Source organism: Mycolicibacterium sp. P4_G11 (assembly GCF_056555145.1).
Window position 1 is genome coordinate 40,444 of sequence record NZ_JBFUJW010000003.1, and the last position, 23,556, is coordinate 63,999.

Annotated in this window: 21 protein-coding genes and 1 tRNA gene; 9 read left to right on the forward strand and 13 right to left on the reverse strand. The window is 67.4% G+C overall.

Features of this window, described 5'->3' with window-relative positions; genetic code table 11:
• Positions 1-4: 4 nt before the first annotated feature.
• The 3 genes from AC1U2B_RS06195 to AC1U2B_RS06205 all read right to left on the reverse strand — a co-directional run bounded on the left by AC1U2B_RS06195 (position 5) and on the right by AC1U2B_RS06205 (position 3,390).
• Positions 5-1,198, reverse strand: a complete 1,194-nt coding sequence (locus tag AC1U2B_RS06195) for a CHAT domain-containing protein (RefSeq protein ID WP_480216101.1) — start codon at positions 1,196-1,198, stop codon at positions 5-7.
• Positions 1,189-2,841, reverse strand: a complete 1,653-nt coding sequence (locus tag AC1U2B_RS06200) for a hypothetical protein (protein ID WP_480216102.1) — start codon at positions 2,839-2,841, stop codon at positions 1,189-1,191. The genes AC1U2B_RS06195 and AC1U2B_RS06200 overlap by 10 nt, the downstream gene beginning before the upstream one ends.
• A gap of 69 nt (positions 2,842-2,910) precedes the next feature.
• Positions 2,911-3,390, reverse strand: coding sequence for a lipoprotein LpqH (locus tag AC1U2B_RS06205; protein ID WP_043399495.1), 480 nt, complete (start codon positions 3,388-3,390; stop codon positions 2,911-2,913).
• Positions 3,391-3,507: 117 nt separating this feature from the next.
• Between AC1U2B_RS06205 and AC1U2B_RS06210 the strand changes: the two genes are divergently transcribed.
• Together AC1U2B_RS06210 and AC1U2B_RS06215 are read left to right on the forward strand one after the other, a co-directional pair.
• On the forward strand, positions 3,508-3,822 hold the full coding sequence (locus AC1U2B_RS06210) for a hypothetical protein (protein WP_480216103.1): 315 nt from the start codon (positions 3,508-3,510) through the stop codon (positions 3,820-3,822).
• 1 nt (position 3,823) lies between these two features.
• Complete coding sequence (locus tag AC1U2B_RS06215; protein ID WP_480216104.1) at positions 3,824-4,999, forward strand: winged helix DNA-binding domain-containing protein; 1,176 nt, start codon at positions 3,824-3,826, stop codon at positions 4,997-4,999.
• Between the two features lie 2 nt (positions 5,000-5,001).
• On the opposite strand, the gene uvrA is transcribed toward AC1U2B_RS06215, so the two are convergent.
• On the reverse strand, positions 5,002-7,902 hold the full coding sequence (gene uvrA / locus AC1U2B_RS06220) for an excinuclease ABC subunit UvrA (RefSeq protein WP_480216105.1): 2,901 nt from the start codon (positions 7,900-7,902) through the stop codon (positions 5,002-5,004).
• Positions 7,903-7,991: 89 nt separating this feature from the next.
• Between uvrA and AC1U2B_RS06225 the strand changes: the two genes are divergently transcribed.
• A complete protein-coding gene (locus AC1U2B_RS06225) occupies positions 7,992-8,666 on the forward strand; it encodes an MBL fold metallo-hydrolase (protein ID WP_480216106.1) in 675 nt (224 codons plus the stop codon).
• An 8-nt stretch (positions 8,667-8,674) separates the two neighbouring features.
• Here AC1U2B_RS06225 and AC1U2B_RS06230 read toward each other — a convergent pair whose 3' ends face one another.
• The 3 genes from AC1U2B_RS06230 to AC1U2B_RS06240 all read right to left on the reverse strand — a co-directional run bounded on the left by AC1U2B_RS06230 (position 8,675) and on the right by AC1U2B_RS06240 (position 11,083).
• Positions 8,675-9,418 carry a MarP family serine protease gene (locus tag AC1U2B_RS06230; protein WP_480216107.1) on the reverse strand — a complete coding sequence of 248 codons (744 nt, stop codon included), beginning with the start codon at positions 9,416-9,418 and terminating at the stop codon, positions 8,675-8,677.
• 120 nt (positions 9,419-9,538) lie between these two features.
• Complete coding sequence (locus AC1U2B_RS06235; protein WP_043399432.1) at positions 9,539-9,982, reverse strand: universal stress protein; 444 nt, start codon at positions 9,980-9,982, stop codon at positions 9,539-9,541.
• A 240-nt stretch (positions 9,983-10,222) separates the two neighbouring features.
• Entirely contained in the window at positions 10,223-11,083 is an 861-nt protein-coding gene (locus tag AC1U2B_RS06240) for an acyl-CoA thioesterase (protein ID WP_480216583.1), read from the reverse strand.
• A 92-nt stretch (positions 11,084-11,175) separates the two neighbouring features.
• Between AC1U2B_RS06240 and AC1U2B_RS06245 the strand changes: the two genes are divergently transcribed.
• Positions 11,176-12,897, forward strand: coding sequence for an HNH endonuclease signature motif containing protein (locus AC1U2B_RS06245; protein ID WP_480216108.1), 1,722 nt, complete (start codon positions 11,176-11,178; stop codon positions 12,895-12,897).
• Between the two features lie 131 nt (positions 12,898-13,028).
• Here AC1U2B_RS06245 and AC1U2B_RS06250 read toward each other — a convergent pair.
• A tRNA-Cys gene (locus AC1U2B_RS06250) sits at positions 13,029-13,102 on the reverse strand.
• A gap of 60 nt (positions 13,103-13,162) precedes the next feature.
• Positions 13,163-13,933 (reverse strand): DUF899 domain-containing protein, encoded by a 771-nt coding sequence (locus AC1U2B_RS06255; RefSeq protein ID WP_480216109.1) that lies wholly within the window; start codon positions 13,931-13,933, stop codon positions 13,163-13,165.
• Between the two features lie 85 nt (positions 13,934-14,018).
• Here AC1U2B_RS06255 and AC1U2B_RS06260 point away from each other — a divergent pair, with 85 nt between their 5' ends.
• Positions 14,019-14,750 (forward strand): MgtC/SapB family protein, encoded by a 732-nt coding sequence (locus AC1U2B_RS06260; RefSeq protein WP_071286233.1) that lies wholly within the window; start codon positions 14,019-14,021, stop codon positions 14,748-14,750.
• Between the two features lie 69 nt (positions 14,751-14,819).
• A complete protein-coding gene (locus AC1U2B_RS06265; protein WP_260942138.1) occupies positions 14,820-15,800 on the forward strand; it encodes an acyl-ACP desaturase in 981 nt (326 codons plus the stop codon).
• Here the strand turns inward: AC1U2B_RS06265 and AC1U2B_RS06270 are convergent.
• Positions 15,797-17,197: an MFS transporter gene (locus tag AC1U2B_RS06270; protein ID WP_480216110.1), complete on the reverse strand. Its 1,401-nt coding sequence runs from the start codon at positions 17,195-17,197 to the stop codon at positions 15,797-15,799. The two genes, AC1U2B_RS06265 and AC1U2B_RS06270, sit on opposite strands and share 4 nt — an antisense overlap.
• Positions 17,198-17,242: 45 nt before the next feature.
• Positions 17,243-19,402, reverse strand: a complete 2,160-nt coding sequence (uvrB, locus tag AC1U2B_RS06275) for an excinuclease ABC subunit UvrB (protein WP_260942135.1) — start codon at positions 19,400-19,402, stop codon at positions 17,243-17,245.
• Between the two features lie 160 nt (positions 19,403-19,562).
• Here uvrB and AC1U2B_RS06280 point away from each other — a divergent pair, with 160 nt between their 5' ends.
• From AC1U2B_RS06280 to AC1U2B_RS06290, 3 genes are read left to right on the forward strand one after another with little or no spacing between them, the layout of a single operon-like run.
• Complete coding sequence (locus tag AC1U2B_RS06280; protein WP_131630739.1) at positions 19,563-19,910, forward strand: hypothetical protein; 348 nt, start codon at positions 19,563-19,565, stop codon at positions 19,908-19,910.
• 24 nt (positions 19,911-19,934) lie between these two features.
• Positions 19,935-20,441 carry a ribonuclease FAU-1 family protein gene (locus AC1U2B_RS06285; protein WP_480216584.1) on the forward strand — a complete coding sequence of 169 codons (507 nt, stop codon included), beginning with the start codon at positions 19,935-19,937 and terminating at the stop codon, positions 20,439-20,441.
• A gap of 11 nt (positions 20,442-20,452) precedes the next feature.
• Positions 20,453-21,034, forward strand: coding sequence for a hypothetical protein (locus AC1U2B_RS06290; protein ID WP_480216111.1), 582 nt, complete (start codon positions 20,453-20,455; stop codon positions 21,032-21,034).
• Here the strand turns inward: AC1U2B_RS06290 and coaE are convergent.
• Both coaE and aztD read right to left on the reverse strand, forming a co-directional pair.
• Positions 21,031-22,245: a dephospho-CoA kinase gene (gene coaE / locus AC1U2B_RS06295; RefSeq protein WP_480216112.1), complete on the reverse strand. Its 1,215-nt coding sequence runs from the start codon at positions 22,243-22,245 to the stop codon at positions 21,031-21,033. The two genes, AC1U2B_RS06290 and coaE, sit on opposite strands and share 4 nt — an antisense overlap.
• A 24-nt stretch (positions 22,246-22,269) precedes the next feature.
• The gene (gene aztD / locus AC1U2B_RS06300; protein ID WP_480216113.1) at positions 22,270-23,487 is read right to left on the reverse strand and encodes a zinc metallochaperone AztD; all 1,218 of its coding nucleotides are present in this window, start codon (positions 23,485-23,487) and stop codon (positions 22,270-22,272) included.
• Between the last annotated feature and the right edge of the window lie 69 nt (positions 23,488-23,556).

The window sequence follows — 23,556 nt, forward strand, 5'->3', positions numbered from 1 at the left end:
GTCATCACCGCGCGCCGTCCACGGTGAACGTCATCAGGGCCGCCCAGTACACCGGACTCAGCGCCGCGTCTCCGGTTCGCCAGCGGCGCAGGCAGTGTCGCTGCCATTGGTTCACGGCACGGGCCGGCGTCGTCGCCTCATGTGCGGTGTCGACGGCAATGATCACCTCCGACATCGGATCGGCGTCGCCGGCTGTGGCCGTCCGGTATCCGGCTGTCGTCGGCAGCGACCAGAGGGTCGCGGTAACCACCTGTGCGCCACCGAGAATCATCGCCGCAACCAGGCCGGTGGCCTCGTCGAACCGGTAGTCGGCGCCGGATGCGCAGGCCAACAGCGCGACTCGGGGTGGGATCGGCAGCTCCATCACTATGATGCCGGCGGCGGTCAGCGGCTCGGGCTCGGCCAGATGCAGGGCGGCCTGCTCAGCGGATCCGTCACGGTCGGGGGCCGCGCTGGCATGCCCGACGTACACCAGCCGCGACGGCTGCTGTGCCAACTGAGTCGCCAGCCAGTGCCGGTCGGCGTCGGCGCGGCGGAAGAGCTCCACCGGCGCGGTGACCGTCGGCAGTGCGGGACGCGCGGCGAAGTGCCGGGTCAGCACGGTATCCGGCGAGGGTCGCCCGAGCACCGAGCCCAGCGCAGAGTCCGGCCGTTGGCCCGGCACTTTCGGGTCCAGCAGCAGAAGCGGCGGTCCGTCGGCCGAATTCGCCTGCCGGCGCGGCGCATTCGCAATGTTCGGCGGCACGGCCAGGATGAGGTCGGCCAGCTCGATCAGGCGCTGGTCGTCGGTGCCGGTGGGCTGCGCGAGCAGGCCCCACGGCACCCGACTCAACCGGGCACTCGGAGACACGAAGAGCACCGGCAGTTCCGGCCCGCCCGCGTGCTGCCGCACCAGGTCCCAGGCCTCATCGGGCAGCAGCGCCCCCAGGAGCCGGGCGAGTTCGCACTCCCGCTCCACGGCGGCGAAGGGACCGGTGGCCAATGACCGGGTCAAGGCATCGGAAATGTGTTCACCGTCAAGCGGATCCGGCAGCACCTCGGCCAGTGCGGCCGTCACCGCGAGTAGGACGTCCTCGGCCACCATCCAGGTGACCAGCCGGTCCGGTGCGCCGACCACCCGCAGGCTGACGTATGTCGCGATCCCGATGTCGGCGAAGCGGAGCACCAATGTGGTTGTGGTGATATCAGTTACGGGCATGTCGACCACGCGTCCTGCTCGGCGGTGACGGCGCGGCCGTAGCGGGTCTGAGCCAGCTCGCGGTAGCGTGCCAGCACCGGCTCACCGTCCGGCTCCATCTGCAGCGGTGGCAAGGGCCCGAGCCGGATGAGGCCGGCGGCGCCGACAGCGACCGGCCCGGATGCCACCGAGGCGAGTTGCTCGACATCGAGGACCGGTGCTGCCGTCGTGGCGGCCCGGGCCCATTCCATCGTCCGGTCGTTCGCGGCGTCGACACTGAATGCACCTCGGGCGCTGTGATATTCGATCAGTTCGCCGACCAGGGCAGGATCCTGCGATTCCCACGCCACCGCGAACGCCCCGGCCAGCAGGGGTGCCGACACCCCGGTGGCCCAGCGGGCTCGCGCGTCGGCGTCGGTGATCGAGTATCGCACCGAGTCGACGGCCAGGGCCGCTGGCAACTTCAAGTCCGCGGCGGTGGCCAATTTGTCCATGCCGGAACGGTATTGATCGGTGCCGGGTTCGGCGGACCACGTCCCCAGATTTCCCGCGGCATCGAAGCCGAGGTCCGCCAGTCCCTCGGCGCGCCACACGGAGCCGAGTTGGTCGTCGAGTCGCGCGTACTGCAACCAACTGCTCCGCGGCGACGAATCCAGGCACGCCCGGGCTTGACCGATCAGCCCACGGGCCTCGTCGTAGCCGCCCCGGAAGATGGCGATCCAGCTGCGCTGCAACAGGATGCGGTGCACGTGCAGCGGCTTGCCCAGTTCACGCCAGTGCCGTTCGGCGTGCCCCCAGCATTCGTCGGCGGCCTGCAATGCGCCGGCGGCCAGCCGGGTCAGCCCGAAGTACAGCCAGCAGCGCGATACCTCGTGGGCTCGCGCCTGCCGGGCGATCTCCGGATACGCGGCGGTGACCAGCGCTTCGGTGCCCTCCAGGTCGCCCGTCGACCAACGCACCGCCGCCCGTTCCAATTGCACTCTGGCGGTGGCCAATTCCCAGCCACGAGCCTGAGCCCGCGCCTCGGCCCGGCGCAGCCACGGCAACGCCTCGTCCATCCTGCCGGTTTCGATGCAGAACCGCGCATAGCCGAGCGCGCCGGTGAGCCAAAGATATTCGCGCTCGGGGTCGTCGGCCGGCGAAGCGATCGCGGCCAGTACCTGGTCCCACAACGGCACCGAACGGACGTGCAGATCGTCGTCGCACAGCGCGAGCGCGCAGAGGATGCGGGCGTGGGTCATCAGATAGACGTCTTCGTCGTCCAGCGCAGCCAAGGACTGCGCTGCGCCGTCGTGGTCACCGATGGCGGCGGACAGGCCGGTCCGCAGAAATGTGGCCCGGCGGCGGTAGCGGCTGAGCATGTGGTCCGCGTCCTCCGGGGTCATGGTCATCTGCGCGGCGATTGCGGCGGGCGCAGTGCCGGCCAAGATCGCTGCGTAGATGTCGAGGCAATCGTCGATCCGCCGGATACATTCGCGCACCCCGTCCAGGGCGCTACGGATCAGATAGATCTCGCCGAGCTGGGCGAAGACCTCGAGCATCTGGTCGTCCCGGTCGGCCGCTTCGATGGCGGGCATCAGCGACAGCAGCAGTTCCTTGGCTGTCGCCTCGTCGGCGGCGAACATCAGCGCGCGGGCGCGAGCGAGTTCACCGGTAGTCGACACGGCCGCATCATAAGTCGAACGGCGGGTGCATCAGATGCACCCGCCGCTCGGGCAGCCCTGGCAGGCATGTCAGCCGCAGGTCACCTTGATCTCGAAGTTCTTCGAGATCATTCCGGCCATCGGGTTCTTCAGGTCAGCGCCCGCCGCCTGCCCGGTGATGGTGTACGTGCTGCCGTCGACCTTGACGTCAGCCGAGCCGGTCTTCATGCCGCCCATCTCCGACACCGCGAGCGCGTTGCCGTCGACCACCATGCCCAGGGACTGCACCTTCGGCGGCGCCGCATCGGTCAGCACGACGCCGAGGCCCTGCGCGCCACCGCCGATGGGTGCGCTGGCGATGTTGATGGTGCCGCCCTGCTTCACGCAGGTCACCGACTTCAGGTCCAGGCCGGCCAGGTCCTGGCCCTCGACCTTGACGACGGTGTTGCCGCCGCCCGTCACCGAACCCGGGCCGGACGCCTTCGGGCCGTCCGACTTGTCAGTGGAGCAGCCGATCAGGGTGGCGCCCACGGCCAGCATGCCGATACCAGCGGCCAGAGTGCGATTGATGTTCATGGCAGAGGGTTTCCCTTCCTTGTACGCCGCCCCAGTGGCGTCGTCGTGCCGTAAGTACACGCGGACGTCGCGGCTACCGATCCCAACTTTCCCGCGCGGTACGGTGAAGTCATGGCCGACGAAACCGCCGCCGAGCAGCCATCGACGGATCCGAATGAGCCGATCGACGCCGAGGTCGTGCCACTGGATCCGGACCCCTCGCCGGCACCCGCGCCAGCGCCCGATACCGGCTACACCCCCGGTGGTGTCCCGACTTTCGAGTCGGTGCGGGAGAAGATCGAGACCCGGTACGGCACCGCGATCGGCTCGGCCGAGCTGGCTGCGGACACCCCGGAAGGCCGGTCGGTCGAGGAACAGTACGAAGCCCGGCAGAAGGCGGCCGCGGAACGGGTCGAGGAGATCCGTCGCTCGATGCACGACAGCTGACTTGCGTACCTTCACCGTCGCCGAGCGCCGCAATCGCTTGGCGCAACGTCATTTCCTGAGCGGTGCGGCATCGAGTCACAACGAGGTGACCCGGTCGCTGGTGGGCCTGCACGGCACCGACCCCGCCACGCCGTACCTGTCGCTGTGGGCGCGGCTGCCCGGTTTCACCGTCACCGATCTCGACAGTGCGCTGTATCGGGACCGGCAGCTGGTCAAGCACATGGCCATGCGCCGGACGCTGTGGGTGGTGCACACCGACGACCTGCCCGCGGTCCAGGCCGCGGCCAGCGATCGCGTGGCCGCGACCGAGCGCAAACGGCTGATCGGCGACGTCGAGAAATCCGGCATCGCGGCCGACGGCGAGGCCTGGCTGGAGCTTGCGTCGGCCGCCGTCCGCGGCCACCTGTCCTCGGGCGATTTCGCCAATACAGCCACGCTCCGGACCACGCTGCCGGAGTTGGCCGGCGACTGGGACCCCGCGCCCGGAAAGACCTGGGGCGGAAGCACTCCCGTCGCCCCGCGGGTACTGACTGTGTTGTCCGCGCAGGGACATCTGCTGCGCGGACCCAACGACGGCACCTGGACGACGTCGCGGCCACGGTGGGCGGCGGCGGCACACTGGCTGCCCGAACCTGCCGCCGCCTTGCCCGCCGACGACGCCCGGGCAGCGCTGCTGCGCGCCTGGCTGCGGACTTTCGGCCCGGCCACCGCCACCGATGTGAAGTGGTGGTTCGGGCAGACCCTGACGTGGGCGCGTGAGGGGCTGCGGTCGGTCGAGGCCGTCGAAGTCGGGTTGGAAGACTGCGCTGACGCTGGGTTCGTCCTGCCCGACGATCTCGACGCCGCTCCCCCGGTCCCACCCTGGGGCGCGCTACTGCCCGGGTTGGACCCGACCGTCATGGGCTGGCAGGCCCGGTCGTGGTATCTGGGTCCGCACGCCGGGCAGCTGTTCGACCGCTCCGGCAATGCCGGCCCCACAGTGTGGTGGGACGGCCGCGTCGTCGGCGCCTGGGGTCAGGACGCGGACGGCCGGGTACAGCTGGAGTTCGTCGAAGACGTCGGGGCGTCAGCGCGGAAGGTGCTGCAGCGCAAGGCTTCCGAGCTGACGGACTGGATCGACGGGGTGCGGGTCAAGCCGCGGTTCCCGTCGCCACTGAGCCAGGCCCTGTCTCGCTGAACCTAGACACTCACCTTGCGCCGCCTCGTCTTCGGCGGATCCGGCACGACGGTCGGTAACAGCTCCGCCAGGAACTGCCCGGTATAGCTGTCGGGGCTCGCCGCGACGTCCTCCGGCGTGCCGGACACCACCACCGTGCCGCCGCCCGCTCCGCCGTTGGGGCCCATGTCGACGATCCAGTCCGACGTCTTGATGACGTCGAGGTTGTGCTCGATGACGATGACCGTGTTGCCCTTGTCGACCAGACCGTTGATCACCTTGAGCAGCTTGCGGATGTCCTCGAAGTGCAGGCCGGTGGTCGGCTCGTCGAGGATGTAGACGGTGCGGCCGGTGGACCGCTTCTGCAGTTCGGCGGCCAACTTCACGCGCTGGGCCTCACCACCGGAGAGCGTCGGCGCGGGCTGGCCCAGCCGAACGTAGCCCAGGCCGACATCGACGAGTGTCTTGAGGTACCGGTGGATCGAGCTGATGGGCTCGAAGAACTCGGTGGCCTCCTCGATCGGCATGTCGAGGACTTCGGAGATGGTCTTGCCCTTGTAGTGCACCTCCAGGGTCTCCCGGTTGTACCGGGCGCCCTGGCACACCTCGCACGGCACGTACACGTCCGGCAGGAAGTTCATCTCGATCTTGATGGTGCCGTCACCTGAACAGGCTTCGCAGCGGCCACCTTTCACATTGAACGAGAACCGGCCCGGCTGGTAGCCGCGGACCTTGGCCTCGGTCGTCGCCGCGAACAGGGTGCGGATCTTGTCGAACACGCCGGTGTAGGTGGCGGGGTTGGACCGCGGGGTGCGGCCGATCGGTGACTGGTCGACCCGCACCAGCTTGTCCAGTTGGTCGAGCCCGTTGATCCGGGTGTGCCGGCCCGGCACCTGACGGGCGCCGTTGAGCTTGTTGGCCATGACGGTCGCCAGGATGTCGTTGACCAAAGTCGACTTGCCTGAACCCGAGACTCCGGTGACCGACGTCAGCACCCCGAGCGGGAACGCCACGTCGACCTCTTTGAGGTTGTGTTCCCGGGCGCCGACCACGGTGACCTGCCGCTTGCGGTCGACGGGCCGCCGAATGGCCGGAACCTCGATCTGCTCCCGGCCCGAAAGATAGGCACCGGTAATCGAATTGGTGTTCTTCAGCAGTTCCTTGTAGGTGCCGCTGTGCACGATCTGGCCGCCGTGCTCACCGGCAGCGGGACCGATGTCGACGACCCAGTCGGCGTGCGCGATGGTGTCGAGGTCGTGCTCGACGACGATCAGCGTGTTGCCGAGGTCGCGCAGCCGGACCAGGGTGTCGATGAGCCTGCGGTTGTCCCGCTGGTGCAACCCGATGGACGGCTCGTCGAGTACGTAGAGCACGCCGACCAGACCCGAACCGATCTGGGTCGCGAGCCGGATACGTTGTGCCTCACCGCCGGACAGTGTGCCTGCGGCCCGCGACAGGGTCAGGTAGTCGAGACCGACGTCGAGCAGGAATCCAAGCCGCGACTGCACCTCTTTGAGTACCTGGCCGGCGATGGCTTGCTCGCGCGAGCCGAGAGTCAGCGCGTTGAGGAACGTCGAGCAGTCCGAGATGGACAGATCACACACCTGCGCAATGGATTTCGCGTCGTCATCCGCGGACAGGGTGACGGCCAGGATCTCCGGCTTGAGGCGGGTGCCGGCGCACTCGGGGCACGGGATGTCCCGCATGAAGCCCTCGTAGCGTTCCTTCATCTGCTCGGATTCGGTCTGCTCCATGCGGCGCTGCAGGAACGCCAATACACCCTCGAAATCGGCGTAGTACGAGCGGGTGCGGCCGTACCGGTTCTTGTACCGGACGTGCACCTGGTGGTCGGAGCCTTCCAGAATCGCCTTGCGCGCCTTGGCCGGAAGCTTCTTCCACGGGGTGTCGATGTCGAAGCCCAGCTCTTCGCCGAGCCCCGCCATCATGCGGGTGAAGTAATCGGCGTTGTGGCCCATGGACCACGGCGCCACCGCACCCTCGGCGAGCGTCAGCTCCGGGTCCGGCACGACGAGCTCGGGGTCGACTTCCTTCTTGATGCCCAAGCCGGTGCACTCAGGGCAGGCACCGTACGGGGAGTTGAACGAGAACGACCGCGGCTCAAGGTCATCGACGGCCAGCGGGTGCGCATTGGGGCAGGCCAGCTTCTCCGAGAAACGCTGCTCGCGCTGCGGATGATTGTCGTCGCGGTCGACGAACTCCAGCACGACGATGCCGTCGGCGAGGCCCAGCGCGGTTTCCACCGAATCGGTGAGCCGCTGCTTGGAGCTGGCCTTGACCGTGAGGCGGTCGACGACCACCTCGATGTCGTGCTTCTCCTGCTTCTTGAGCTTCGGCGGATCGGTCAGCGAGTGCACGACGCCGTCGACCCGCACGCGGCTGTAACCCTGGCCGTTGAGCTTGTCGAAGAGGTCGACGAACTCACCCTTGCGGGTCCGGACCACGGGCGCGAGCACCTGGAACCGGATGCCCTCGTCCATGGCGAGCACCTGGTCGACGATCTGCTGCGGCGTCTGCCGAGCGATGCGCTCACCACACACCGGGCAATGCGGAGTGCCGGCGCGCGCATAGAGCAGACGCAGGTAGTCGTAGACCTCGGTGATGGTGCCGACGGTCGAGCGCGGGTTGCGGTTGGTCGACTTCTGGTCGATGGACACCGCGGGCGAGAGGCCTTCGATGAAGTCCACGTCGGGCTTGTCCATCTGGCCCAGGAACTGCCGGGCGTAGGCCGACAGCGACTCGACGTAGCGGCGCTGCCCCTCGGCGAAGATGGTGTCGAACGCCAGCGAGCTCTTGCCCGATCCGGACAGGCCCGTGAACACGATCAGCGAGTCTCTTGGCAGGTCAAGGTCGATTCCCCGCAGGTTGTGCTCGCGCGCACCTTTGACGATCAGACGGTCCGACACACGTATCCCTTCACCTGAATGTCTGGGCAGTCCAGACACCACAGCGCCATGCTATGTGCCCCCACCGACAAGCCCGATACGGTGGCGTCATGACAGTCGTCAATGACACCTACACCGGCCACGTCGATGCGGGCACCGCGGCACGTCGCACGCTGCCCGCCGCGACGATCGTCAAGGCATCGGTCGGACCGATGGACAACAACGCGTACCTCATCACTTGTTCCGCGACCGGAAAGACGCTGCTCATCGACGCCGCGAACGACGGCGCCGCGCTCGTCGAGCTGATCAGGTCGCAAACCCCGGACGTCGAGCTCATCGTCACCAGCCACCAGCACTTCGACCACTGGCAGGCGCTGGCCGAAGTGGCGGAAGCCACAGGCGCACCCACCGCCGCGCATGCCCTGGACGCCGAGCCACTGCCCGTCAAGCCCGACCGGATTCTGGCCGACGGCGACACCATCACGATCGGCGACCTGACCCTCGACGTCATCCACCTGCAGGGTCACACCGAAGGTTCGGTCGCGCTGGCGCTCCGCGGGGCCGACGGTGACGTCACACACCTCTTCACCGGAGACTGCCTGTTTCCGGGCGGCGTCGGCAAGACCTGGCAGGAAGGCGACTTCGAGCGACTGCTCGGCGACGTCACCCGCAAGGTCTTCGACGTCTACCCCGACTCGACGGTCATCTACCCCGGCCACGGCGACGACACCACGCTCGGCGCCGAGCGGCCGCACCTCGAAGAATGGCGGACGCGCGGCTGGTAAGGGCTACATCAGCCCACGCACTGACCCGTCGGGACGGGTTCGGTGTTACCCACCAGCGCCAGCTGGGGGGCAACTTCCTTCGCAGTCAACGCGAAACTCGTGTCGGGGTCGTCCTGCGCTGCGCCGAAGACCACACCACGCACGCGACCATCCAGGTCGACCAGCGGGCCACCTGAATTTCCTTGCTGCACAGCACCTCTGATGGCATACACCTCGCGCGTCACCGTGCCGGTGCGAAAGATGTCAGGCCCCTGCAGCTTGATGACCTCACGGACCCGGACAGGCTTGGCCTCGTAGGCACCCCCGTGCGGAAACCCCAGGGCTGCCGCGTCGGCACCGCTGACGGCGGGCGCCTCGGAGAACATCAACGGAGCCGTCGGCAGGTCCGGGACGGCGAGGATCGAGATGTCCATGTTGGGGTCGAACGAAACCACGTGACCGTCGTACTTGGTGCCGCCGACCTCGACCGAGATCTCGTCGGTCCCGGCAACACCATGGGCTGTGGACATGACCCGCTTGGGCGCCACGACAAACCCGGTGCCCTCCAACCGCTTTCGGCAACTATGGGCGATACCGTGGACCCGCACCACACTCCCCTGCGCCGCAGCCACGGCGGGGTGCGTCGCCACATTGGGGTCGGGAGGAGCGACGGCCGGGATCGTCGATGCGGTTTCGGACGCGAGCCCGGAGGTCGTCGCGGGTGCAGCGGTCCGATCGTTCGCACCGCAGCTGGCGACCAGTGACGCAGCCATTGACAGCGTCACCCACGACGCAAGGACGAGACTTCTTCGGGCCATGGCTCGAAACTTTACGGGCACGAAAAATCCTGAGGCCCCCGGCAGTACGCCGGGGGCCTCAGGGAAATCCGAACCTTACGAGGTGTGGACGATCAGCACGTCGACCTTGGCGCGACGAGCGACGTTCGCCGGCACCGAGCCCAGCAGACGGCCGGCAATGGTGCTCAGACCGACGTTGCCGACGACCAGCAGGTCGGCGTTGGAACCCTCAGCCAGCTCGACCAGCGCATCGACAGGAGCGCCGACGATGGCCTTCTCCTCCACCTGAGTGGCACCCGCTGCCTCGGCGCGGTCACGAGCCTCACGCAGGATCGCGTAGATCGGCGCGTCGCCGTGCACCTTGTAGCCCTCGTCCTTGAGGACGTCGGCCGCACGCTGATCATCGGCGTGCGGGAAGTAGGCGGTTGCCACGACCAACTTCGCATTGGCCCCCGCGGCGATCTGGGCGGCACGCTCCACAGCGCGCAATGACGAATCCGATCCGTCCGTACCGACGACCACGGTCTGGTAGCCGCTCATCAATGGCCTCCCGTTATGCAGGTTTGAGTATCCGGCGTACTGTCCGGCGTCACCGCAGACAGTAGCCGCTGAAGCGCGGCCGATGGTGCGGTTTCACCACACAAGTTCGCCGGGGATACCGTGAAAAATGTGCTTTACCGGCACCGATGTTAGCGGCAGCCACCGCAACGGGCTTGCTAATGGTGACGAAACAACCGCGTGTTTCGCCCGGTGAGCGGGATCGCTTCAGACCCAAGATTGTTAGCCACGACCGAAATACAGCTCCTGCGTGGCCACGCACACCAACTGCCCGGCACGGTTGTACATCGTCCCGCTCGCCAGGCCGCGGCCGCCAATGCCACTCGGCGAGGTCTGGTCGGACAGCACCCAGTCGCTCAGATCCACCGGCCGGTGGAACCACAGCGCGTGGTCGATCAGCGCGGAGAAGGTGTGGGCCGGCAGCGCACCACGCGGGATCATCGCCGCCTCCAGCATGGTGGTACCGGTCAGGTACGCGAGCAGCCCGGCGTGCAACGCCGGGTCATCGGGGATGGTGTCCGTCGGGCGCCACCACATCCGCAGATGCGGCGCCGGGTCCGACGAGTCCTTCGCCAACCGCGGGTGCGGATCGATGTACCGCAGCTCGAACGGTTGGTCGCGGACCCAGAAGCCACCTGATTCGTCGGCGTAGTCGGCGAGCTGTTCGGCCATGGTCGGTACCGAAAGCGGTTCCGGCACATCAGGAATGGTCGCCTGATAGTCGAGCGCGTCAACCGGGGCGCTGAACGACGCCAACGCCTCCAGCAGAATCTCCCCATCCTGACAGGCGGTGATGCGGCGCGTCGCGAGCGTGCCGCCGTCGCGCGCGGCGTCGACCTGGACCTCGACCGGATACCGGGCGTCACCGGCACGCAGGTAGTAGACGTGCAGGCTGTGCGCGCTGCGTCCCGGCGCGGTCCGGCTCGCCGCCACCAGCACCTGACCGGCGAGATGACCGCCGGCGATGTGGTGGCCGGGGTTGTCGAGTTGGGTGGCCACGAAGTGGTGGTCATCGGTCTGATCCACCAGCAGCGTGCTGACGAGATCGGACAAGGTCGGCGAACGGTACGTCACCTGAGGCATCTTGCCTGACATGTTCACGCGCCCAATTGAGCGGTAGCACTGATCGGTGAATTCCATTGCGGCACGTCCGATCAACAGGTAGACTCGAACACATGTTCGATCATTGCGGTATCGGTGGCACGGGGGTCCTCGTGCACGATGTCTCCGCAGTCGACTCCATGGTCCACTTCGCGCGGGTCTCGGCGATCGCCGAGTCGGGGAAATTCGTGGCGATCGCTGATCTGGTGGAGCTGCGGGTCGACAATCAGGGTGATCGGCAGTGGTGGGCCTGCGATGGCTGGGACGCGGCCTGCGCGGAAGTTGGTGCCGCGCTGGGGATTGGTCCGAAGGAAGCGTCAGGGCAGTTGTCGGTGGCGATCGCGTTGCGGTACCGGCTACCGCGAGTGGCGGCGGTGTTCGCCGCCGGTGGAGTGTCCGCGCGGACGGTGGGCCTGATCTGTTGGCGCACCCGTCTGGTTGAGGACCCGAACCTGATGGCGGTGATCGATGCCGCGCTGGCCGGGGCGCTGTCAGAGTGGGCGGGCCTGTCCCGCAAGAAGATCGAGAAGAAGATCGATGGCTGGGTGCAGAAATTCGATCCGGCTGCGGTCCTCAAAGTGCGATCCGCGGCCCGGTGCCGTGGGGTCGGGGTCGGCAAACCCGGCGACGACACCGGGGTGGCCTCCATCTGGGGTGCCCTGCTGGCCACTGATGCCGAACTGCTGGATCGGGTCCTGACCGAACTCGCCCGGCAGGTGTGCGACAACGATCCACGGACTTTCGGGCAACGGCGTGCTGACGCGTTGGGTGTGCTCGCGGCCCGCGGGGACCGGCTGGCCTGCCAATGCGGTGCGCCGGATTGCCCGGCCGCCGCACCTGATGCCCGGGCCACGGCAGTGGTGATCCACGTCCTCACCGACGCGCTACCCGCGCCGGTGGCGGATCCGCTGCTCAGCGGGGACCCGGCCGCGCCCTTGACCCAACCCGCACCGCAACCCGGGCCCACACCTGCGCCGCATCCAGCTACGTCGGCCGAAACCCCAGCTCGCGAGCCAGAGTTGGTGGATGAAACCACCCCTGACGCCGCGCCCGTGCCAGCTCCCGCCCCCGTGTCGGCACCTGTCCGAGCCCCGGCTCCGGTGCGCACCCCTGTCGGCTATGTGGTCGGCGGCCCGGTGATACCTCCAGCGCAGTTGGCCGATCTGGTGGCCCGCGGCGCCAAAGTCCGCACCGTCGCCAGGGGTACTGATCTGGCCGGGGTGCCCCGGTACCGGCCATCGACCGCCATGGATGAATTCGTCCGGATGCGCGCCATGACGTGCATGTTCCCCGGCTGCGACCAGCCCGCGACCGCCTGCGATGTCGACCACACGATTCCCTGGCCCGCCGGGCCCACCCATCCGGGCAACCTCAGCCCGAAATGCCGAAAACACCACCTACTCAAAACCTTCTACAGCGGGCCTGACGGATGGCGGGACCGTCAACAGCCCGACGGCACCATCGTGTGGACCACACCCACCGGCCACACCTACACCAGCGTGCCCGAAAGTCGAATCCTGTTCCCCCACACGCAGGTTGACACCCCACTACCCGACCCACCACCATCGAGTGCCACCGATCTCGACACCTCACCAGCACCCGGCCGCGGCATCATGATGCCCATCCGGCGGCGCACCCGCGCCCACAACCAAGCCCAGCGCATCGCCTACGAACGCGCCCTCAACGAAGCCGACCTCCAAGCGATAGCGGCCGGCCAAGAAGCCGCCGACCGCCGACACGCCGCCCGCGAAGCAGCCCGCGAGGCCGGCGAAAACGACAAACCACCACCGCACTGAACAAAACGGAATGCCCCTGAAAAATCACGACTTTCAGGGGTATTCGCGCGGGTTCAACTCGGCTTGCGGGCCAAACGGCAGCATTCGACCTGGAGCTCGGGAGCTGGTGGCAGCTACCCGAGCTCCAGTAGTGGAGCGAGTGACGGGATTCGAACCCGTGTGAACGGCTTTGCAGGCCGGTGCCTAGCCACTCAGCCACACCCGCACTGATGACCAGAGTGCCAGCAGAGGCTGCGCGTGCCCATGGTTGGGATCGCGGTGATTACTACCCCTCGCAGCAGTCCCCCACCGGCCGACCCACCACCGGGCCGCCCTGCGGCCAGCCGGCCGGCGAGTCCTCCCACGGCTCCTGACGTCCGTACGGGGTCATATCCAGGAACGGATAGCCCACTGCCGAATGATCGAGCCCGCGCGCGTACGCCGAATAGGTATGGAACACCTCGTCGCCGCGGCGCAGAAAAACGCTCGCACCGGGCCAGTCTCCGCGCAGGTCATCGTCGGTCCAGCCGTCGGCGTACAGCTCACCGAGCGACTTGTAGTTGTACTCGATCGGCGCCCGCGCCGGGTCGAGCGTCACGTGGAAGTCGTAGGTGAAGTCGCCGTCACGCGACGAGTACCACGGAAACGTCCAGCCGTGCTGGTCGCGATACCGGGCGATGCTGTCGTACGGAGCCCGAGAGACGCACGCGAAGGTGACGCCCTTGCCGTGCAACAGCTTTCGATCGTCTTCGGTGAACGTCAGATCGGCCGCGGCGGTGCAGCTCGGGCAGCCGGCATCGATCGCGTCGACCCACATGAAGTGGTGGATGTAGAGCTGGCTGCGACCCTCGAACATGTCCAGCAAGCTGACGGTGCCGTCGGGTCCGTCGAACACGTAGTTCTTCTCGATCTTCACCATCGGTAGCCGACGGCGTTCGGCGTTGACCGCGTCGCGCAGGTGCGTCGCCTCCCGTTCCCTGGCCAGGAGCTTCGTGCGAGCCCCCATCCATTCCTCCCGGGTGACGACATCGGGGTAAGCGGTTGGTTGTGCGGACATGGCATCACTCCTCGTCAGATATCGGCTCTATAAGACAGACTTCGACTCCCGCCAAAAGTCATCGGAGCGCGTTAGTTTGTCCCCCATGGAATGGCTGGCAGATCCCGCCTTTTTCGGCGGGCCCGGGCAGGGCTCGCGGCAGATCATCGAACTCGTGGTCGCGTTCGGCCTGACCGCACTCATCGGACTGGAACGCGAAATCCAGGGCAAGAGCGCTGGTTTGCGCACACAGACCATCGTCGGCACCGCAGCGGCGCTGATCATGCTGGTGAGCAAGTACGGCTTCGGCGACGTGCTGACCCCTGGGCTGGTGGTCGTCGACCCGTCCCGCGTCGCGGCCCAGATCGTCTCGGGCATCGGCTTTCTCGGCGCCGGCATCATCATCGTGCGCCGGGGCTCGGTGCATGGGCTGACCACCGCGGCCTCGGTGTGGGAGTCGGCGGCGATCGGCATGGCGGCCGGCGCCGGCTTGCTGCTGCTGGCCAGCGTGATGACCGGGATGCACCTGCTGATCATCGTGGGGTTCATGCCGCTGGCCCGACGGCTGGCCTCGCGCCTGGGCGCGACCGTCCGGCTCCACATCACCTATGCAGACGACCGCGGGGTCCTACGGGACGTGTTGCAGGCGTGCGGCCGGCGTGACTGGCAGGTCACCGACCTGGAGACCGACCCCGCCGGCGAACCCCTCGAGGCGCCACCCGGCCACGTCGGTGTCCAGGTGACGCTGGCCGGTTCCGGGGTCATCGGGGCCGCCGCCGTGCTGGCCCAGGTCGATGGGGTCATCGGTGTGCGTCAGATCACAGAAGATCCCGACTGACGCACGCGGAGGCGCGCCGACACCCCATGTTCCTGTACGTTTCGCAGAACTAACGGGGTGACGGGACGTATGACGCGCGAATTGACTGATTCTGACTACTTGGCCGAGCTGGAGCCGGTAGCCGCCGACGCCCTCAACCAGCATCTGTCGAGGTCGGTGCACTGGTATCCGCATGATTACGTGCCGTGGGCCAATGGGAAGAACTTCGCAGCGGCGGGCGGCGAGGACTGGGATCCCGAGCAGTCACAACTGAGTGAGCTGGCCAAAGCCGCCATGATCACCAACCTGCTCACCGAAGACAATCTGCCGTCCTACCACCGTGAAGCCATGACCCATTTGTCGCTGGATAGCGCGTGGGGCACCTGGGTCAACCGCTGGACCGCCGAAGAGAACCGGCACGGCATCGCCCTCCGCGACTATCTGGTGGTGAACCGAGGGGTTGACCCGGTGGCGCTGGAGCAAGCCCGGATGGAGCACGTAGCCAACGGATTTGCGCCGACCGCCGAAGAGGAAGAAGCCATCGGCGCCGGGGTGCTGATGGCCATCGTGTATCCGACGTTCCAGGAACTGGCCACCCGAGTCAGCCATCGCAACACGGGCAAGGTCTGCAACGACCCGGTGGCTGACCGGCTGCTGCAACGGGTGGCGGCCGATGAGAACCTGCACATGATCTTCTACCGCCAGATGAGTGCGGCCGCACTTGATCTGGCACCGGACCAGACCCTGCACTCGGTCGCCTCGGTGATCGAGAAGTTCCGGATGCCCGGCACCGGCATGCCGAACTTCCGGCGTTACGGCGTCCTGATGGCCAAGCACGGTATCTACGATCTGCGCCAGCATCTGGAGGAAGTCGTCCTGCCGCCGCTGCGCCAGTGGAAGATCTTCGATCGCACCGATTTCACCGCTCGCGGGGAGAAGCGCCGCGAAGAGCTGGCCGCCTACCTCGAAACGATGGCGAAGCAGGCCAGCAGGTTCGAGGAGCAACGTGACCGGCTGCTGGCACGGGAAGCCTCTCGCGCCGAGCAGCGCGATTCCGCCGTGGTGGGCTAGCTGCTCCCCCGGCCGGCCCGATACGACGCCACACACCCCAGCGCCGCCAAGCCGGCGAATACGGCGAACAACCAACTGGCCCCGACGGCGTCGGGCCGATCGACCGTGTTGACGACGATGCCGGCCAGCCCGGCACCGAAAGCTCCGCAGATCAGCTGAACGGTGTTGATCGCTGCCGCGGCCACCGTCCCTTCCGCGGGATCGTCGACCCGGCCCATGGCCCACACCGACAGGTGGGGCCATGCCATGCCGACACCGATCCCGGTGACCAGAAGCGCGAGCGCCCAGACGCCGACGATTGCGGGTGAGGCGCCATCGACCTGGCTGAGCGCGGCAGCACCGAGTCCGATCCCCATCACCAACGGCGCCACCGCCACGATGCGCACCACCCGAGCGGGTGTGGTGACCGAGGCGCTGACGATCTCGCTGACCGTCCAGCCCACGCTCAGCGCCACGGCGAGAAAGCCCGCCGTCAACGGCACCAGGCCGGCCAGGCGCTGGCCGTACAGCGGCACGTACATATCGGCCATGGTGGCCGCCATCAGCACGCCCAGGGTCACGTAAATCCACTTGAACGGGCCCGGCCCGTAGGCGGTCTTCGGCAGCACGCTCACAGGCATCCGCCGGTCCACGACGATGAACACTCCGACCAGCGCGACCCCGCCGGCCAGCAGCACCACCATGAGCGGCACGCTGCGCTGGATGCCGGCGACGCTGATCGCCATGGCCGCCGATCCGAGAATCACCAACGACCACACCGGAATCCGCAGCGGCACCCGCACGTGGTCGGCAGACCTGCCCGGCAGACTCAACGGGACCAGGACCATCACCGCCACGGTCAGGATGGCGAGCGCGCCGAACGCCCAGCGCCACACGCCCAACTGCGCGAACAAGCCCCCGGACGAGGGGCCGAGCAGTGTCCCGACACCCCACATCGCCGACACCAGCGCCGACGCCTTCGGCCAAAGCGATTGCGGCAGAGCCGTATTGATCACCGCGTAGCCCAGTCCGGCCAGCGTGCCGCCCGCAGCGCCCTGCACGACGCGCCCGGCCAGCATCACCTCCATGGTCGGCGCCAGGGCACACACGACGCTGCCGAGCGCAAAAACACTGAACCCCAACACATATGCCTGCCGCGGACCGAAGCGGGCCACCATGGCGCTGACCGTCGTCGCCGCCATCACCGACGCCACCAGGTACACCGTGGTGACCCAGGCATACAGCCGTCCGCCGCCGATGTCAGTTACCGCGCTGGGCAGCAGGCTGATGGTCAGGAACTCGTTGGTCGCGTACAGCGCAACACCACCGGCCAGTACCGTCGACGCACCCAGATACTTGGGACCGAGCAGCTCCCGCCAGCTGCCTGTGGTCGCGGTTTCGGCGTGTGTGTCGGTCACGTCGGCGACGCTAGAGGCTCAACCACGGTTGAGGTCAACGAGCGGTCATTTCAGCCCGGCCGCATCCATCCCGCGCAGCTCCTTCTTCAGGTCGGCCACCTCGTCACGAATGCGGGCCGCCAGCTCGAACTGCAGATCCCGTGCCGCGTTCATCATCTGCGCGGTGAGGTCCTTGATCAGGTCCGCCAGCTCGGCGCGTGGCATGTTCGCGGTGTCGCGTCCTTCGACGATGCCGGCGCTGACTGCCCGCCCCGGCTCACCCTGGGCCCGGCGACCGCGGGAGGCGTTGCGACCCGAACCGCCGATTTCGACGGTTTCGGTGTCTTCCGCCTCGCGGTACACCTGGTCCAGGATGTCGGCGATCTTCTTCCGCAGCGGCTGCGGGTCGATGCCATTCTCCTCGTTGTAGGCGACCTGCTTGGCGCGGCGACGTTCGGTCTCCTCGATGGCCGCCTGCATGGAGTCGGTGATCTTGTCGGCGTACATGTGCACCTCGCCGGACACGTTGCGCGCCGCGCGACCGATGGTCTGGATGAGGCTTCGCGCCGACCGCAGGAAGCCCTCCTTGTCGGCGTCGAGGATCGCGACCAGCGACACCTCGGGCAGGTCCAGGCCCTCGCGGAGCAGGTTGATGCCGACCAGGACGTCATAGTCGCCCAGCCGCAGCTGACGCAGCAGCTCCACGCGGCGCAGGGTGTCCACCTCGGAATGCAGGTACCGCACCCGGATGCCCGTCTCGAGCAGATAGTCGGTGAGGTCCTCGGCCATCTTCTTGGTCAGGGTCGTGACCAGCACGCGCTCGTCGCGCTCGGTGCGCTTGCGGATTTCGCCGATGAGGTCGTCGATCTGGCCCTTGGTCGGTTTGACGACGATCTCGGGGTCGACCAGGCCCGTCGGCCGGATGACCTGCTCGACGAACTCGCCGCCGGACTGGGCCATCTCGTAGGAGCCGGGCGTCGCCGACAGGTACACCGTCTGCCCGATGCGGTCGGCGAACTCCTCCCAGGTCAGCGGCCGGTTATCGACTGCCGACGGCAACCGGAAGCCGAAGTCGACCAGGTTGCGCTTGCGGGACATGTCGCCCTCGTACATGGCGCCGATCTGCGGCACCGTGACGTGCGACTCGTCGATGACGAGCAGGAAGTCGTCCGGGAAGTAGTCCAGCAGCGTCGCCGGCGCCGAGCCCGCGGCGCGACCGTCGATGTGCCGCGAGTAGTTCTCGATGCCCGAGCAGAACCCGACCTGCTTCATCATCTCGACGTCGTAGTTGGTGCGCATCCGCAGCCGCTGCGCCTCCAGCAGCTTGCCCTGGCCTTCCAGCTGCGCCAGCCGCTCTTCCAGCTCCTGCTCGATGGTCGAGATCGCCATGGCCATCCGCTCGGGCCCGGCCACATAGTGGGTGGCCGGGAAAATCCGCAGCGAATCGACCTTGCGCACCACGTCACCGGTCAGCGGGTGCAGGTAGTACAGCGCCTCGACCTCGTCGCCGAAGAACTCGATGCGCACCGCGAGTTCCTCGTAGGACGGGATGATCTCGAGGGTGTCGCCGCGCACCCGGAACGTGCCGCGGGTGAACGCCACGTCGTTGCGCTTGTATTGGATATCGACGAGCAGGCGCAGCAGACCGTCACGCGGCACGTCGTCGCCGACCTTCAGTTCGACGGACCGGTCCATGTACGACTGCGGGGTACCGAGGCCATAGATGCACGACACCGACGCCACCACCACGACGTCGCGGCGTGACAGCAGGCTGGACGTCGCCGAGTGCCGCAGCCGCTCGACATCGTCGTTGATCGAGCTGTCCTTCTCGATGTAGGTGTCCGTCTGGGCGATGTACGCCTCGGGCTGGTAGTAGTCGTAGTACGAGACGAAGTACTCAACGGCGTTGTGCGGCAACATCTCCCGCAACTCGTTGGCCAGCTGTGCGGCCAGGGTCTTGTTGGGCGCCATCACCAGCGTGGGACGCTGCAGCCGCTCGATCAACCAGGCGGTGGTCGCCGACTTACCGGTACCGGTGGCACCGAGCAGCACCACGTCACGCTCCCCCGCCCTGATGCGCCGTTCGAGATCCTCGATGGCCGCAGGCTGGTCACCCGCCGGGTCGTACGGACTGACCACTTCGAACTTGTTGCCGGCTCGCACCATGGCGTCGACCGGCCGGTGCTCCGAGTGCGCGAGGACTGGGTATTCGGTCGCGAAGGCCATGGGTACCAGGGTAGAGGCGGGCACCGACATCGTGCTCCGTGGCGTTTCGCTGACACGATCACGCCACGAAACCGCCCATAGCATTGCCGCTGGTCAAGGTTCACACTGTAACCACGCAGCGATCTCTCAGCTGTCCGCCATTCAGGAATGAGGAATCGCCATGCAGACCACCCTGCGCACCACAATCGCGACAGCAACTGCCCTTATTGCGGCTTTTGCTCTCGCGGTGCCCGCCGTCGCCACGCCGAAGAATCCGACGCCGAAACCAATATCCGAAGCAAGGATCAAATCCGAGTGCCAGGACCCTGATCTGGGTGGCGTCTACGGAACGACGATGGTCGGCAACGATCGCAAATCGACCTGCGACTACCTCTCCGGCGGCGAGTACTGCAGCGATGAGTACATCAACGGGGTGTTCCAGAACACCGTCTGCGGGCGCACGAACCCGACCGCACCCGGTGCCACGCGGCCGGCACCCGCTCAGGCGCCGAGTATCTCGTCCCCTTGACGCTCAGCACCATAGACTCAGGCTATCCACCCGCCAAAGCATGAAACCTTCAATCTGACCGCCGGCACGAATACCGATCCCAAGGGCATCGTGCGGGCTGTCGACGTGTACCGAGTCGAGCCGTGGGGCCTCTACATGGCGCGCCCCACCCCCGGCCGGCCGCAGTTCCACTACCTGGAGTCGTGGCTGCTGCCCTCGATCGGCCTGCGTGCCAGCATCTTCCATTTCAATCCCGGACACGAGCGCGACCAGGACTTCTACCTCGACGTCGGCCGGTTCACCGCCGGCGAACGAGTCTGGACGTCCGAGGACCACTACCTGGACCTGGTGGTGCGGTCCGGGGTGGGCGTCGAACTGGAGGACGTCGACGAGCTACTCGACGCGGTACGTCACCACCTGGTGAGCACCGACGACGGTGAACACGCCATCACCACGGCGACCGCCGCCATCGACGGGTTGGCCCGGCACAACTACCAGCTGGGTGATTGGCTAGCCAGTCTCGGTATGTCACTGACCTGGCGCGACAGGTAATGTCAACAACCATGACATCGATCAGGCGCGGACGGATGGCCGCGGCATCGCTGGCGTGCGCCACCGCAGTGGTCACGAGCACCCCCCTGTTTTTCGCCGCGACGTCGGCCGCCGACCCTGCGCCCCCTGCCCCGCCCGCACCGGCGGTTCCGGCCGGCGACACCGCACCGCCCAGCCCGGGGCCCCACAACGTCACCTATCGGGCCCGGATCGACGGGGTGTCCCGCGGCACGCTGGTGACCTACCGGCTCACCGACACCCAGCTCAATTCGGCGACGCCGTCACTGCTTCCCGGCGAGATGTTCGAGGCGTCCGCTGTCCTCAACTCCCCGGCGAACGCCGGTATGCAGGTGTCGATCCAGTGGCCGTACTCAGCCAGCCTGCACTGCGAGATCCTGGTCGACGACGAGATCGTGGCCCAGGCCGACCAGTTCGTCGCCCCGCGTCTGACACCTCAGCGCCAGGACCCCGGTTACGGGGTGCTCAGCTGTGGTTCCGTGACCGACTTCGATCCCAGCCAGCAGTACAGCGCCGAACTGCCGGGCACGCCCGCGACACCGGCACCGGCAGCACCCGCATCGGCCACGCACTAAGGGCGCCAACCGGTTTCGTCAGCCCAGGCCCAGGCCCGTCGGTACGCGCCGGCGAGCCAGGGCTCCTTGGCGTCGGCATACTCCCCGCTGGTGGCCGGCGCGGCGGCCATCGCATCGTGCTTGAGGGCGAGGTACTCGAGGCGCTCGTCCGGATTGGCGGCGATCCACGCCGGGAACAGCAACGCGAACTGTTGCCCGGGCCAACCGTCGACCCGGATGTGCACGTTCGTCGGTCGGCCGGGATCGGCCGAGGCGTGAAAACGCTTCTGCCAAAGGGCCTTGTCATCGGAATGATCGAATTCGGCGACGGTGCTGCGGGCGTCGTCCTTCGCGACGTCATCGGTGATGTCCGCGTTCCGCGGGTAGCCGGCCGTCAACAGTAGGTCGGTGAGCTCGTCGGCCACCTCCAGCGACTTCACGGTCACCTGGATGTCGATGACGTCCTTGGCGTCCAGGTCCGGCACCGCCGTCGACCCGATGTGATCGATCCGCACCGCCCGATGGCCGCATGTGGTGCTCAGCCGGGCCACGATCCGGCGGGCCTGCTCGGGCCACGTCTCGTCATACGGCACCACCGCCGGGGCGACGGTGGCCGGGACCCCGGACTGCACGTTGCGCGCGAACGGAACGATCCGCTGCTCCCACAGCTCACGGGCCTTGGCCGCCAGTTCCTCGGCGCTGCCGTGGTTGTCCAGCCAGACGTCCGCCACCGCCTGCCGCTGTTCGATGGTCGCCTGCGCTGCGATCCGGGCGCGGGCGTCGTCCTCTGAGAAGCCGCGGTACTCGATCAGTCGCGCGACGCGCACATCTTCCTCGGCGTGCACCATCACGACCAACGGGAACAGTGGCGCCATCTGCGACTCGACGAGCAGCGGAATGTCTTCCACCACAACAGAACCCACCGGAGCGGCGTCGATGAGCTCGGCACGGCGCTTGCCGACGAGGGGGTGCACGATGCCATTGAGGGTCTTGCGCTTCTCCTCGTCACTGAACGCCACCGCGGCCAGCGCCGGCCGGTTCAGCGAACCATCAGGCAACAGGATGTCCTCGCCGAACGCCTCGACCAGGGCGGCCAGGCCCTCGGTGCCGGGCTCCACCACCTCACGGGCGATGACGTCGCCGTCGACGATGATGCCGCCGGCGGCCGCGAAGGTCGATGACACAGTGGATTTTCCGGCGCCGATGCCGCCGCTCAGTCCGATACGAAGCACCGGGACAGTCTGTCAGGCGCGGACTCAGCCGGCGACGCCGGTCAGCTCGACCGTCGGGTGCGGCAGCGTTGCCTCCGCCACCGTCCGGCCATCGGTCAGGTTCACCGCGACCAGTCGCCGCGCCGCCGGATCACTGACGTACGCAATACCGTCCTGAATATGCAGATTCGGCATCGGCGACTGCCATTCGTCGGGCTCGGTCCAGGGGCCCACAACCTTGATGTGCGCGGTGCGCCGTGCGCTGACCGGGTCGAAAACATGAAGGAACCCGTCGGTGCCGAGGATGATCGCCTCACCCTTCGGTCCGCGGTCCAGGGACCGGAAACTGTAGCTGGTGTCGATCGGCACCACCGTGATGGCGCCCGTGGCGGTATCGGTGAGGGTGAACCGGCGCGGGCGTTCCAGCACGGCCTTCGGGTCGGTCTTGTAGTCCCCGAGGATCACCGATGAGGTGTCACTACCGGCCTGGTTGCCGATCCGCCCGTACGGATCCGGGCTCGCGACCTTACGGATGTCGTTGCCGCGCACCAGGAGAACGCCGTCCTGACAGCCGAAGAGGAGGCTGCCGTCGGCGGCAGCGGCCTCCCCGTGCAGACCTGGGCATTGATCGCTGATCGCGACCCGGTGCCCGTCGGCATCGAGAATCTGTGCGCCGGAACGGGTTTTCTCGTCGCCAACACTCAGCACGATGCTGCCGTCCGCGCGCGCTACCGCGACACCGTGATGCGCCGTGGCGGTAGTGGCATGGTGCGCATCGCCATCGCCATCGCCATCGAGCAGCCGGTCGGGATCGACGACGTCGACCGCACCGGTGCTGTCGGTGAACAACGTCAGCCGGCCATCGTGGGCCACCACATGGCCAGGTTCGGAGCCGCCGAATCGGATGTCGGTGAGCCGCGGACCGGCGGTGTAATAGTGCCGGTGATCGCCGTGCTGGTCGGTCCAGGTGCCCATGTCGAGGACCGCGAATCCGTCGGACCGGGAGACCAGGACGTGTCTGCCGTTGGCGGCCGAGTTCAACCGAACAAAGCCGTCCATCGGGATATCGGCGGCCTGCTGCAGGGTGGCTGCGTCGAGCACGAGCACACCGCCGTCATAGCTGAGTGCCAGGCGCGGAGTGGCGCTGGCACGTTCGGTGGACCGGCCGGCCTGAGGTGACTGCGCCGTCGGCTCCGTCGCCGTGGCACAGCCTGCGGCCAACAGCGTCAGGGATAGTGCTGCCAGAGCTCGTTTCGCCAACATGGCGACGAGTCAAACAGCTATTGAAAATGATTGTCAATTGGCGATGTGCGCATGTATCCGGTTGTCGCA

Excerpts from the sequence above, each read along its gene's own strand:
- AC1U2B_RS06195 (WP_480216101.1), bottom strand. The coding sequence starts at position 1,198 with ATGCCCGTAACTGATATCACCACAACCACATTGGTGCTCCGCTTCGCC.
- AC1U2B_RS06210 (WP_480216103.1), top strand. The coding sequence starts at position 3,508 with ATGGCCGACGAAACCGCCGCCGAGCAGCCATCGACGGATCCGAATGAG.
- AC1U2B_RS06280 (WP_131630739.1), top strand. The coding sequence starts at position 19,563 with ATGCAGACCACCCTGCGCACCACAATCGCGACAGCAACTGCCCTTATT.
- AC1U2B_RS06260 (WP_071286233.1), top strand. The coding sequence starts at position 14,019 with ATGGAATGGCTGGCAGATCCCGCCTTTTTCGGCGGGCCCGGGCAGGGC.
- AC1U2B_RS06225 (WP_480216106.1), top strand. The coding sequence starts at position 7,992 with ATGACAGTCGTCAATGACACCTACACCGGCCACGTCGATGCGGGCACC.
- AC1U2B_RS06245 (WP_480216108.1), top strand. The coding sequence starts at position 11,176 with ATGTTCGATCATTGCGGTATCGGTGGCACGGGGGTCCTCGTGCACGAT.
- aztD (WP_480216113.1), bottom strand. The coding sequence starts at position 23,487 with ATGTTGGCGAAACGAGCTCTGGCAGCACTATCCCTGACGCTGTTGGCC.
- AC1U2B_RS06290 (WP_480216111.1), top strand. The coding sequence starts at position 20,453 with ATGACATCGATCAGGCGCGGACGGATGGCCGCGGCATCGCTGGCGTGC.
- AC1U2B_RS06265 (WP_260942138.1), top strand. The coding sequence starts at position 14,820 with ATGACGCGCGAATTGACTGATTCTGACTACTTGGCCGAGCTGGAGCCG.
- AC1U2B_RS06235 (WP_043399432.1), bottom strand. The coding sequence starts at position 9,982 with ATGAGCGGCTACCAGACCGTGGTCGTCGGTACGGACGGATCGGATTCG.
- AC1U2B_RS06230 (WP_480216107.1), bottom strand. The coding sequence starts at position 9,418 with ATGGCTGCGTCACTGGTCGCCAGCTGCGGTGCGAACGATCGGACCGCT.
- AC1U2B_RS06255 (WP_480216109.1), bottom strand. The coding sequence starts at position 13,933 with ATGTCCGCACAACCAACCGCTTACCCCGATGTCGTCACCCGGGAGGAA.
- uvrB (WP_260942135.1), bottom strand. The coding sequence starts at position 19,402 with ATGGCCTTCGCGACCGAATACCCAGTCCTCGCGCACTCGGAGCACCGG.
- AC1U2B_RS06240 (WP_480216583.1), bottom strand. The coding sequence starts at position 11,083 with ATGCCTCAGGTGACGTACCGTTCGCCGACCTTGTCCGATCTCGTCAGC.